This is a genomic window from Parasphingorhabdus sp., from assembly GCF_036963805.1.
Taxonomy (GTDB): domain Bacteria; phylum Pseudomonadota; class Alphaproteobacteria; order Sphingomonadales; family Sphingomonadaceae; genus Parasphingorhabdus.
The window spans coordinates 443142-455702 of the sequence record NZ_JBALUN010000001.1; the positions used below are offsets into that span (position 1 = coordinate 443142).

General features: G+C 50.3%; 13 protein-coding genes. 12 read left to right on the forward strand and 1 reads right to left on the reverse strand.

All coding sequences use genetic code 11. The annotated features are described in order from the left end of the window. Positions 1-20: 20 nt before the first annotated feature. Positions 21-800 (reverse strand): hypothetical protein, encoded by a 780-nt coding sequence (locus tag V7676_RS02160; RefSeq protein WP_335658016.1) that lies wholly within the window; start codon positions 798-800, stop codon positions 21-23. A 306-nt stretch (positions 801-1106) separates the two neighbouring features. On the opposite strand from V7676_RS02160, the gene rpsB reads away from it, so the two are divergent. From rpsB to rpmE, 12 genes are all read left to right on the forward strand, one after another. After that, positions 1107-1925 (forward strand): 30S ribosomal protein S2, encoded by an 819-nt coding sequence (gene rpsB / locus V7676_RS02165; RefSeq protein WP_335658017.1) that lies wholly within the window; start codon positions 1107-1109, stop codon positions 1923-1925. A 122-nt stretch (positions 1926-2047) separates the two neighbouring features. After that, entirely contained in the window at positions 2048-2971 is a 924-nt protein-coding gene (gene tsf, locus V7676_RS02170) for a translation elongation factor Ts (protein ID WP_335658018.1), read from the forward strand. A gap of 138 nt (positions 2972-3109) precedes the next feature. Further along, positions 3110-3832 (forward strand): UMP kinase, encoded by a 723-nt coding sequence (gene pyrH, locus V7676_RS02175; RefSeq protein WP_335658019.1) that lies wholly within the window; start codon positions 3110-3112, stop codon positions 3830-3832. A 19-nt stretch (positions 3833-3851) separates the two neighbouring features. Beyond that, positions 3852-4409: a ribosome recycling factor gene (gene frr / locus V7676_RS02180; protein ID WP_335658020.1), complete on the forward strand. Its 558-nt coding sequence runs from the start codon at positions 3852-3854 to the stop codon at positions 4407-4409. A gap of 35 nt (positions 4410-4444) precedes the next feature. Beyond that, positions 4445-5173: an isoprenyl transferase gene (locus V7676_RS02185; protein WP_335658885.1), complete on the forward strand. Its 729-nt coding sequence runs from the start codon at positions 4445-4447 to the stop codon at positions 5171-5173. Then, on the forward strand, positions 5173-5979 hold the full coding sequence (locus V7676_RS02190; protein WP_335658021.1) for a phosphatidate cytidylyltransferase: 807 nt from the start codon (positions 5173-5175) through the stop codon (positions 5977-5979). The genes V7676_RS02185 and V7676_RS02190 overlap by 1 nt, the downstream gene beginning before the upstream one ends. Then, positions 5976-7148 carry a 1-deoxy-D-xylulose-5-phosphate reductoisomerase gene (locus V7676_RS02195; RefSeq protein WP_335658022.1) on the forward strand — a complete coding sequence of 391 codons (1173 nt, stop codon included), beginning with the start codon at positions 5976-5978 and terminating at the stop codon, positions 7146-7148. Before V7676_RS02190 ends, V7676_RS02195 begins: the two co-directional genes overlap by 4 nt. Continuing rightward, a complete protein-coding gene (gene rseP, locus V7676_RS02200) occupies positions 7145-8269 on the forward strand; it encodes an RIP metalloprotease RseP (RefSeq protein ID WP_335658023.1) in 1125 nt (374 codons plus the stop codon). Before V7676_RS02195 ends, rseP begins: the two co-directional genes overlap by 4 nt. Positions 8270-8377: 108 nt before the next feature. Next, a complete protein-coding gene (gene bamA, locus V7676_RS02205; protein WP_335658024.1) occupies positions 8378-11086 on the forward strand; it encodes an outer membrane protein assembly factor BamA in 2709 nt (902 codons plus the stop codon). After that, a complete protein-coding gene (locus tag V7676_RS02210; protein ID WP_335658025.1) occupies positions 11086-11739 on the forward strand; it encodes an OmpH family outer membrane protein in 654 nt (217 codons plus the stop codon). Before bamA ends, V7676_RS02210 begins: the two co-directional genes overlap by 1 nt. 8 nt (positions 11740-11747) lie before the next feature. Continuing rightward, on the forward strand, positions 11748-12206 hold the full coding sequence (gene fabZ, locus V7676_RS02215) for a 3-hydroxyacyl-ACP dehydratase FabZ (RefSeq protein WP_335658026.1): 459 nt from the start codon (positions 11748-11750) through the stop codon (positions 12204-12206). 108 nt (positions 12207-12314) lie between these two features. After that, a complete protein-coding gene (gene rpmE, locus V7676_RS02220) occupies positions 12315-12545 on the forward strand; it encodes a 50S ribosomal protein L31 (RefSeq protein ID WP_335658027.1) in 231 nt (76 codons plus the stop codon). Positions 12546-12561 lie beyond the last annotated feature (16 nt).

Here is a 12561-nt window from a genome sequence, read left to right on the forward strand (position 1 = left end):
CTGCTCATTCAACCGTCGTGTTATATAGAAACTGCTGGTCCGGTTCTAAGTAGGGAAATTGATCGCTCCTGTGCTGCATAGCGAGCCGCAATAGCTGTGGCTCCGACGGGCAGTAACGCCAGAAACCCGACCACTAAAGCATCGATTGTCATAATTATCCAAACAAGCCATATTGGCTTACCCATCGCTCCATAACCTAAGGCGTAATGAACGGCCATAAATGGCAATGTGGCGGACAGCATATAGATAATTGTTCGCCAAAAATGACCTTTCATGATGTAGAATGATAGAACCGGTCCGAGCGATGTATTGCCCAAGGGCAGGGCCACAAAAAATGCAGTAAGATAAATACCGATAATTGACAGAATAAGGAAAAATAATAGAGCCACAGTCATCGCATATTGGTCAGAAAAACCTGCCAATTCGCCAATGCTAGATCCGAACATTTGCCAATATTGCACCAACACTTGATATGCGAAGACGCAGAACCACAATCCAATGGCGGGCCATTCAACGCGGCGCGCTGCATTGCTGTCACGTCCATATATGATATATCGGACGAACCAGTAGCCCGGCAACAATAGAGCCAAAACTTTCACAAATCCGTAATTGAGGCGATCAGGATTATTTGCGACCGCCTTTGCCGCTTCTCCGCTGACATACATGCCAATATTGATTTCGATAATATGCTGAACGAACTCCACAAACGGGGGAATTAGGAATAATATCGGACACGCCAATGCGAAGGCCCAAGCCGATTGATAGTTATCTTTAATGTCGCTCCAGATTGATGACATCATAGCAATTATTCCCCTGCATAAATAGCAAGACTTATTGAAGATCATCAATATGATTGATTTAAATAATTATCAAGTTTCCAATCGTTCACGCAGTGTATACTTACCACTATACTGAATTATATTGAGTGTCTCATGTCCGCGCGGGTTCCCATCCTCGCTCCAATTTAGGGTTGCATTTTGCACCACTTCGCTTTAACGGCACGCTCATTCCACATGGAAAGCACTCATACCGGTGCCAATAGCGGTCTTTCAGGTCGTTTGAGGTTCTCAGCTTTCCAGAGGCATAACCGGATAAGGAGAATTATTATGGCGGCCCCTGTCGTCACCCTACAGCAATTGATTGAAGCCGGAGCTCATTTCGGCCACCAAACCCACCGTTGGAACCCAAAGATGAAATCATACATCTTTGGTGCCCGTAACGGTGTCCATATTCTTGACCTTTCGCAGAGCGTACCTTTGTTCGCTCGTGCGCTTGATTTCATTGCAAACGCAGTGGGCTCCGGCGGCAAGGTTCTCTTCGTTGGTACGAAGCGTCAGGCGCAAGAGCCTATCGCAGAAGCAGCCCGTGCAAGCGGCCAGCATTTCGTAAACCATCGTTGGCTCGGCGGCATGCTGACCAACTGGAAAACCATTTCCAATTCGATTCGCCGGATGAAGACGCTCGAAGAGCAGCTTTCCGGTGACATGGCTGGTTTCACCAAGAAAGAAGCCCTGCAGATGACGCGTGAGCGTGATAAGCTGGAACTGTCTCTTGGCGGTATTCGCGACATGGGCGGCATTCCTGACGTAATGTTCGTCATTGACGCCAACAAGGAAGAGCTCGCCATTAAAGAAGCCAATGTTCTTGGTATTCCGGTTGTTGCGATCCTCGACTCGAACGTTGATCCCAGCAATATCGCATTTCCGGTTCCAGCAAATGACGATGCGGCACGTGCCATTCGTCTTTACTGCGAATCAGTGGCTGCGGCTGCAACCAAAGGCGGCCAAGAAGCGGCTGTTGCATCGGGCAAAGACCTCGGCGCAGAAATCGCTCCACAAGCAGAAGCTATTGCCGCAGAAGCACCAGTTGCAGCGGCTCCGGCTGCTGAAGCGGCACCTGAAAAAAAGGCTAATGAAACAGCCTGATCTTGCAGCGTCTTCGTTCAGTAATATATTGAACGCATAGCAAAATGGCGGGGCGGCAAGTTGCTGCCCCTTCGTTTTATAAAAAGCAATATTCTCACACACGAAATTTGAGGAACATAAAAATGGCTATTACAGCAGCAGCAGTGAAAGAACTGCGTGAGCGCTCCGGCGCCGGCATGATGGATTGCAAAAAAGCGTTGAGCGAAACCGACGGTGATGTTGAAGCAGCGGTAGATTTGTTGCGGACCAAAGGTCTCGCGGCCGCACAGAAGAAATCAAGCCGGACGGCTGCAGAAGGTCTGGTTGGCGTTGCTGTTTCGGGCACCAAAGGCGTTGCTGTCGAAGTGAACAGCGAAACCGACTTTGTAGCCAAAAATGACCAGTTTCAATCTTTCGTGGGCAATGTAACCAACGTCGCACTGGCTCTCGGCAACGACGATGTTGAGGCTTTGGCCGCAGCGGCTTACCCTACGGGCGGAACCGTTAAGGAAGCGCTGACCAACAATGTTGCGACTATTGGTGAAAATCAAGCGATCCGCCGGATCAAAACTGTTGCGGTAAGCAGCGGTGCGGTGGTGCCTTACATCCATAATGCCGTCACCCCTACAATGGGTAAAATCGGCGTTTTGGTTGCTCTGGAAAGCACCGCCGGTGCTGATGTTCTTGAGCCACTTGGTAAGCAGATTGCTATGCATATTGCTGCGGCATTCCCATTGGCTTTGAATGCCGACGGTCTGGATCAGGAATTGATGGAGCGCGAGCGCGCAATTGCGGCCGAAAAAGCGGCAGAGTCTGGTAAGCCAACCAATATCGTTGAGAAAATGGTTGATGGCGCGATGGCCAAATTTGCAAAAGAAAACGCATTGCTCAGCCAGATTTTTGTGATGGATAATAAATCATCCATCGCTCAAGTTGTCGAAAAAGCCGGTAAAGATGCTGGCGCCGAGATCAAATTGACGGATTATGTTCGTTTTCAACTTGGTGAAGGCATCGAGAAGAAAGAAGAAGATTTCGCGGCAGAAGTGGCTGCAACGCTCGGAAACTAAACACCAAATTTCTCGCCAAATATTGTTTGGCGGATTAACACTTGGCGCAATGGCGCGGACTAACTATGGTCTGCGCCATTGTTGTTTTTGGTGCCAAATATGGGGCTAACGCGTAACAGTTAGTGGAATGGAATTTGCATGAAAAGACCAGCGTTTAAGCGCATTTTGTTGAAGCTCTCTGGTGAGGTTCTGATGGGATCGGGTGATTTCGGTATCGATCCGGAAACCGTGAATCGCATTGCAGCGGAAGTGAAATCTGCCAAAGAAGCCGGTTTTGAGCTCTGCCTTGTCGTCGGCGGCGGAAATATATTTCGCGGTTTGGCGGCCGCAGCCAAGGGCTTCGAACGGACGAGCGCCGATTATATGGGCATGCTGGCCACTGTGATGAATGCATTGGCTGTACAAAATGCGCTGGAACAGATGGACTGTGACACGCGGGTATTATCTGCAATCCCTATGGCAAGCGTTTGCGAACCCTATATTCGCCGCAAAGCCGTCCGGCATCTTGAGAAAGGCCGGATCGTGATATTCGCTGCCGGTACGGGCAACCCCTATTTCACCACGGATACAGCGGCGGCATTACGCGCGGCTGAAATGGGCTGCGAAGCCTTATTCAAAGGAACTAGTGTGGACGGGGTTTATGATGCTGACCCTAAAACAAATCCGGACGCGGTGCGCTATGATGCGCTCAGCTTTGATCAGGTTTTAACCGACAATCTGAAGGTAATGGATGCTAGTGCGGTTGCGCTATGCCGGGAAAATAATATTCCGATTGTCGTCTTTACGATCCGTGAGCAGGGCAATCTGGCTACCGTTCTTGGCGGCGGCGGCACTGCGACAATGGTTGGCGAAACAGCATAGAATTTGGGAGAAATATACCATGGCTAAATATGACAAGAGCGATCTTGAAAGACGCATGAAGGCATCACTTGAGGCTTTGAAACACGATCTCAGCGGTTTGCGGACCGGGCGTGCGAATATCGCTTTGCTCGATAATATTACGGTTGAGGTCTATGGCGCAAAAATGCCGCTTAATCAGGTCGCTACGGTTTCGGTTCCTGAATCGCGCATGTTGTCCATTCAGGTTTGGGACAAAGGCAATATCCAGCCAGTTGAAAAAGCCGTTCGATCTGCCGGATTGGGCCTGAACCCGATTATCGATGGCCCTAATATCCGTTTGCCTATCCCCGATCTTACCGAAGAGCGCCGTAAGGATCTCGCAAAGTTAACCGGTCAGTTTGCTGAAAAAGCACGTATTGCCATCCGCAATGTGCGCCGCGATGGCATGGATGACATCAAGGCAGACGAAAATAAGAAGGAAATCAGCGAGGATGATAAAAAGCGTCTGGAAACCGATGTCCAAAAACTGACCGACGATATGATCGCGGAAGCAGATAAATTATCCTCCGCCAAGGAACAGGAAATCCTGACACAGTGAGGTTAGTGCCCTCCAAGAAAGGGTCAAATGATCCGGTGGTGGACGCAGCACAGGCGGCGGATCTCACCCATGGCGCGCGCCATATTGCTATCATCATGGATGGCAATGGCCGGTGGGCGAAAAAAAAGCACCTGCCGAGGGCATTAGGCCATAAAAAAGGCGTTGAGGCTGTACGCAATATTGTCCGGGTTGCTGGAGAAATGGGCATTGAGGCGTTAACGCTCTATGCTTTTTCTTCGGAAAATTGGAGTAGACCGGCCGATGAGATCACCGATCTTATGGGGTTGCTGCGCCAATATATTCAATCGGATATCAACGAGTTTGACGAAAACGGCATCCGCCTGAAAGTCATTGGCAATTATAAGGCACTGGACAGCGACATTGTGCAATTGATCGACAATGCACTGGAACGGACGGCGAATAACGACCGGATGACGCTGGCCATAGCGTTAAACTACGGGGCGCAGGATGAAATGTTGCGCGCCGTTCAAAGCATCGCCGCCGCCGTAAAACGGGGTGAAGTTGATCCTGATGAAATTAATATCAGCCATATGTCAGGCGCGCTTGATACCGCCGATTTGCCGCCGCTGGATTTAATGATACGGACATCCGGTGAACTCCGGCTGTCCAATTTCCTGCTCTGGCAGGCGGCTTATTCTGAGCTTTATTTTACCGATACCTTATGGCCCGATTTCGACAAGCGTGAGCTACAAAGGGCATTAAAATCCTTTGGAGACCGAGAGCGCCGTTTTGGCGGACGCTGATGACTGATCCTGAGAGCCCAGTAAAAAAGCAGCCCAGCGAACTTCTGACCCGCGTCCTTGTTGGTGTGGGCCTTGTCGCGGCGGCGGTGATTGCTCTCATCCTTGGCAATCATGATATCGGAAGGCATGCCTTATGGCTGCTCGTTGTGTTGATGTCGCTGGGCATATTATCGGAATGGGCTGACCTAACCGGACGCACCGAAAATAAGCGGCTGGGGCTTTATGCCTTGTCCGTACCGCTTGCGATCATGTCGTACATGGCTGCGGGGCCTTCCTTTTTGGCACTGGGATTGATTATCGGGTCCGCGATGTTCATTGCGGCCTTCGACCGTTCGATTAAATTATCTCTCGGGATATTTTATGCGGGATTACCAGCACTTTCCATCCTGTATCTCAGGGGTATTGATAACGGGCTGTTGATTGTATTCTGGACACTTGCGCTGGTATGGGCGACTGATATCGGTGCATATTTTTCCGGCAGGGCCATTGGCGGGCCGAAGCTTGCACCGACTTATAGCCCCAATAAGACATGGGCAGGATTGATCGGAGGCGTGATTGTCACCGCGTTGTTCAGCTTTGCGTTGCATGTCTATTTCCAATTGCCGTTGCAGTTGGTCCTGCTCAGCATCCCGCTGGCTGTATTGGCGCAGATGGGCGATTTGTTTGAAAGCCAGATGAAACGCCGGGCAGGGGTCAAAGATAGCGGTACAATATTCCCCGGCCATGGCGGAGTTATGGATAGGCTGGACGGCTTGATTCCAGTGGCACCTGTGGTCGCAATCATCATGTTATTTGCGTTCCAATGAACAAGCTGTCGCCCAGAACTGTCTCAATATTCGGAGCCACGGGGTCGGTTGGGACCTCCACACTGGAATTGATCCGGCTAGACCGCGATAAATATCATATTGTCGCCTTAACAGCGAACAGCAACGCGGAAGAACTGGCGAAGCTCGCCAAAGAATTTAACGCCGAGGTTGCCGTTATTGCGGACGTCAGCCAATATGATGCGCTGAAAGCCTTGCTCGCGGACACCAATGTCGAAGTTGCCGCCGGACCCGATCAGTTGGTCGAAGCTGCTGCATTGGGGGCTGATTGGACGATGGCCGCGATTGTCGGATGTGCGGGACTACCGCCGACATTGGCAGCTTTAAAATGCGGAAAAACTGTTGCACTCGCCAATAAAGAAGCCTTGGTTTCCGCCGGTGCCCTAATGATGGCACAGGCGCGGGATGCCGGGGCGACACTTTTACCGGTGGATTCCGAACATAATGCAATTTTCCAGTGCCTTCAGGGCGGGCGGATTGATCAAGTTCGCAAGATAACATTGACGGCCAGTGGCGGCCCTTTTCGGACTTGGTCGAAAGAACAAATGGCTTCTGTCACGCCGGAACAAGCTGTGGCCCATCCCAACTGGGATATGGGCGCCAAAATTTCGGTCGATAGCGCGACTATGATGAACAAAGGGCTGGAACTGATCGAGGCGCATCACCTTTTTCCCGTCGGTCTAGAGAATATCGATATATTGGTTCACCCCCAATCGGTTATCCACTCGATGGTGGAATATCATGATTGCTCTACCCTAGCGCAGCTGGGATCGCCGGATATGCGAATTCCCATTGCCAGTGCATTGGCATGGCCCGAACGTATGAAAACCGATTGCTTGCCGCTTGATTTGGCCAAAATCGGCAAACTCGATTTTGAAGCACCTGACTATGATCGCTTCCCGGCGATAAAGCTTGCGCGTGGTGCGATAGAGGCCGGTGGCGCAGTTCCAGCGATATTAAATGCGGCCAATGAAATCGCTGTTGCGGCCTTTCTGGCGGGCGACGTTCAGTTTCTGGAAATCACCGAGATTGTATCCCGCATTATTGACGGCTATAGCCCGCCTGAACCCAATGATCTTGCGGATATATTCGGGATTGACAAAGAAGCGCGTGAACGGACTATCACCATGATTGAGGATGTTAAAGTTTGACAGAAAATCCGGGTATATTACTGACCTTATTTGCTTTTTTGCTCACTATCGGCGTGCTCGTGTTTATTCACGAAATGGGCCATTATCTGGTTGGTCGTTGGTGCGGCGTAAAGGCTGACGCATTTTCCATTGGTTTCGGCAAAGAGATCATCGGATGGAATGACAAGCGCGGGACGCGGTGGAAAATTGGTATGTTGCCGCTTGGCGGCTACGTGCAATTTGCTGGTGACATGAATCCTGCCAGCACACCTAGTGACGACTGGCTCCAATTACCTGCGGAAGAACGCAGCCGGACTTTCCAGTCGAAATCATTGTTGCAGCGGGCCGCTATTGTGCTTGCCGGTCCGGCAATTAATTTTCTCTTTGCCATATTGATATTGGCCGGTTTTGCTTTGGTGTATGGCGAAAGCGTCACCCCGCCAATTGTCGGAACTGTTGCGGAAAACTCGACCGCTGAGTCAATTGGCCTGGAAAATGGCGACAAAATCGTTGAAATTGATGGTGATAGGATCAACCTTTTCTCTGATCTGTCGCGTGAGATTTCCATTATCCCTGATGAAGAGGTGGAAATTAAATTTGAGCGTGATGGCTCTATTATTTCCAAAGAAGCCAAAATCGGCGTGCGGATTGAGAAAGACCGGTTCGGCAACGAGTACCGGATCGGCTTGCTCGGTATATCTCCGGGCAGTCTGGAACGCCGCGATGTGCCTCTATGGGAAGCGCCGATCGTGGCGACGCGCCAGACTGGGGAGATTGTCGATCTTATCGTGACGACGTTAGGTCAGGTGATTACTGGACGGCGTTCGGTCAAAGAACTTGGCGGGCCATTAAAAATTGCTCAGGTTTCAGGCGAACAATTTGTCGCAGGATTAAACCAGTTCATATTTTTTGTAGCGTTAATTTCAATTAACTTAGGGTTCATCAACCTCCTGCCAATCCCCATGCTCGATGGGGGGCATTTGATATTTTATGCCATAGAAGCGGTACGGCGAAAGCCCGCTAATCCTATGGTTCAGGAATGGGCGTTTCGATCCGGTTTTGCTCTTGTCGTGATGTTCATGTTGGTGGTGACATTTAATGATTTAACCTCTTTCGGACTGTTCAGAGTTTTCTCGGGTTGATTGCCCATTGATTGATCGGTCCGGTTGGGGCAGGGAGTTTCGCAAACCTGATGCATTTTGTGCACAGGTTGATTTTTTTGAGTTTAAGGCGTGAAAGCGAGTTTGTCTGTGAAGCATAAAAAACGGCTCCTGCCCATATTATTGAGTGGTACTATTCTGGCGGGCATTACGGTGCCTGTCCATGCTCAGGAAGTGCCCGCTGTTCAGTCGGGCCTTGTCACCGGCAACACTATCAGATCGATTGTGGTAAATGGTTCGCAGCGGTTAGAGTCAGGGACTGTTCTGTCCTATATGAAGTTGCGGGTCGGACAAACATATACGCAGGAATCGGCTGACCAAGCGCTGAAAGATTTGTTCGAGACCGAATTGTTCAAGGATGTCAGCATCCGGAACAATGCAGGGGCAGTGGTCATCGAGGTGATTGAAAACCCGGTTATTAACCGCATATTGCTTGAAGGCAATAAGCGGATCAAGGAAGACAAGATTCGTCCGGAAATCCGGTTGGCACCGCGTCAGATTTTTACGCGATCCAAAGTGCGCGCCGATGTTGCGCGCATCGTTGAGCTTTATAAGCGCAAGGGCCGTTTCGCTGCTAGCGTTGAGCCTAAAATGGTTCAGCTCGACCAGAACCGTGTCGATATTGTTTTCGAAGTGAACGAGGGGCCTAAATCCAAGGTTCAACAGATTAATATCATTGGGAATGACGTATTTTCTGATGGCCAGCTCCGCGGTGAAATGGCGACAAAACAAGCGCGTTTCTATCGTTTCTTTAGCTCCAGCGACACCTACGATCCGGATCGCCTGGCCTTTGACCAACAAAAGCTGCGGCAATTTTACCTGACCGAAGGCTATGCCGATTTCCGCGTGATTTCTGCTGTGGCAGAACTGACACCAGACAAAAAAGATTTCATCATCACTTATGTGGTGGAGGAGGGCGATCGCTATAAATTTGGCGGCGTCACCGTTGAAAGCGATATTCGAGATTTCACTGCTGCAACGCTGACACCGCTGTTGCCAATGAAAGAAGGCGATTTTTACGACGCGAAGCAAGTCGAAGACACGGTCGAAAGCCTATCCGAAACGGCCGGACTCTTTGGCTATGCGTTTGCCGATGTGCGCCCGGAATTTGATCGTGATAAAGACACGCTCACTATGGGGATTACCTTTAAGGTTGCCGAAAGCGATCGCGTCTATGTTGAACGTATCGATATTAACGGGAATACACTGACGGTCGACAAAGTTGTCCGCCGCGAATTTCGTCTAAATGAAGGCGACGCCTTTAATAGTTTTCAGGTTAAGCGTTCAGCCAACCGGATAAAGTCACTAGGATTTTTTCAGGAGACATTGGAAATTGAACAGAAGCAGGGTAGTGCCCCTGACCGGATTATTTTGGAAGCGAATGTAGAAGAGCGTGCAACAGGTGAATTACAGCTCTCTGCTGGTTTCTCAAGCGTTGAAAATTTCATTTTGCAAGCCTCTATCCGTCAACGGAATTTCCGTGGTAAAGGACAGGAATTGCGGGCCAGTGCCAGCTTGTCCAGCTACTCGAAATCTTTGGAACTTGGCTTTACTGAGCCTTATTTGTTCGACCGGAATATTGCTGTTGGTGTGGATCTTTTTCGCCGTGATTTGAACAGCTTTAACTATATCAACAATAATCGCGAAACAACCTATGAACAATTGACCACCGGCTTTCAAGTGCGTGCCGGTGTGCCAATTACCGAATATCTGTCCGCTTCGGTACGTTACGGGCTGAGCTTTGATGACGTGACCTTGGATCGAAGCTTTTTTACAGATTTCGACGGCGATGGCGACCGTGGGAACAGCGCTGAAGATGAATGTGATCCTTTGGTTGCAGGCCGTTTCTTGTGCGATGCACTTGGTAAAAGAACGACGTCTTCGATCGGTGCCTCGCTCATCTATGATGACCGTGATAACCGGGTACGGCCAACAAAAGGGCAAACCGTCGTCGGCAGCATAGATTTTGCTGGCTTAGGCGGCAGTGTCAAATATTTGAAAGGGCGCCTCAACGCCGCTAAATATTGGCGGGTATTGGGTGACTTCATCTTCTCGATTAGCGGTGAAGGCGGTTATATCCATCCGCTCCAAAATCGCGGGAGTACGGCTGACGGGATCGACGACGTTCGTTTGACGGACCGTTTTTTCCTCGGCGAACCGCAAATTCGCGGCTTTGACATTCGCGGAGTTGGTCCTCGTGTCGTCCGTAACTTCACGACGCCAGCGCTGGATGCAAATGGCACGCCGTTTAACCAAATCGTCGTTAGTAATAGTCAGCAAACTGATGATGCTATCGGTGGGCGTGCTTATTATCTGGGACGTGCTGAGCTTGAAATTCCTCTCGGCTCTGGTGCCCGCGAACTGGGCTTGCGGCCTTCGATCTTTGTCGATGCTGGCGCCGTGTTCAATGTCGTTTCTCCAATTTTGCAAAACCCGCAAGCAGTTGGTACCGTCTCGGTTAGGGATGCCAACGGTGCCGTTGTTACAACGACAGACCCAACTAGCGGGGCGGTTACAATTGTGACGGATACCGGCCCTCTTTATCTGAGCACTTCCGATACCGGCGAAGCGGTTCAAGTTGTGGATCAGTTCAATGCAAATGGTAGCCCCAATCCCATCGCTACCAGCTTTACTGAACGTTTCTTTGGCGATAGCATCAGTCCGCGTGTTTCCGTGGGCATTGGTGTTAACTGGAACTCTCCATTCGGTCCATTCAGGATCGATGTAGCGCGCGCTTTGTTAAAAGAGCCGGGTGATGATACCAAACTATTCACTTTTAATGTAGGAACCCAATTCTAATGACCATTTCAACAAAAACTCTTTTGAAATCTGCTGCTTTGGCCCTCGCGACCTTGTCAGTACCAGCCATGGTTGCAACGCCCGCTGCGGCACAATCAAAGACCAGCATTGCGGTCGCCAATTATGAAGCGGCTGTCGTTAAGTCTCAGGCTTATCAAACGGCTGTGGCGCAGATGAAAGTTACCTATAAGGCGGACATTGATGCCACCAACGCACGCGCGACGGCTCTGCAAGCAGAATTAACGCCTCTCGTGGAAGCTTATAATGCCGCTGTTCAAAAGCCCGGTGCTAATCAGACCACTGTTCAGCCACAGGCTCAGGCTCTTCAAACGAAGCGTCAGTCCGGCCAGCAGGAATTGGCTCGTTTGCAACAGCGTGTGACTTTAGCGACGGCCTATGTTGAAGAACAGGTCGGCATGAAATTGAACGATGCGATCAAAGCGGCAATGAAAACGAAGAAAGTTGATCTTGTGCTACAACCACAAGCGGTAGTCGCGCGTGAACCATATGTTGATATGACCGATGACATTGTTCTGGAACTCAACAAGCTGGTTCCCACGGCATCGATTACGCCGCCTGCAGGTTGGGAGCCCGGCCAAGCGCAACAGCAAGCTGAGCAAGCTGCCGCCGGTCAACAACCTTCCGGTCGTTAATAAACTCAATGTCTGAAACGCTAAATTATGATGTAACCAAGGTGATGGCGGTGTTACCGCACCGTTATCCCATGTTGCTTGTCGACCGTGTGGAAGAATTGATCAAGGACGATTCCATTCGCGCAGTGAAAGCTGTCACGATTAATGAAGGGTTTTTCCAAGGTCACTTCCCCGGACGGCCAATCATGCCGGGCGTTCTGATTGTGGAGGCATTGGCTCAGGCTGCCGGTGTTTTGGCAATGGAAAGCTTCGGATTAGTTGGCTCCGGCAAGCTGGTTTATTTTATGGCCATTGAGGGCGCAAAATTCCGCAATCCGGTAGAGCCGGGCTGTTTAATGTCGTTGAACGTGCAATTTGTTCAGAAGCGAGCCCGCGTTTGTAAATTTTCGGGCCAAGCAATGATTGGCGATAAAGTGGCTGCGGAAGCAAATTTCACGGCGATGATTGCAGATCCACCAACCGCATAGACGACAAAAGAATCTTGCACTTTATAGCAGCGGCGGTTAATGCGCCGCTTCGCAGAATTTTACACGCTTAGGGATATGGTCGGAAACCAACCCGTTTTGGAGCAAAAAATGAAAAAAGATATACATCCCGATTATCACGTGATCAAGGTCCAGATGACCGATGGCTCAGTGTTCGAAACCCGCTCCACATGGGGCAAAGAGGGTGCAACGCTGCAACTTGATATTGATCCTTCCTCGCACCCAGCATGGACCGGCGGTAACCAACGCCTTCTCGATGCCGGTGGTCAGGTCGCACGCTTCAACAAGCGTTTCGGCGGTTTGTCACTCAAGAAAAACTAAGCTGTGTTGGCAGAGG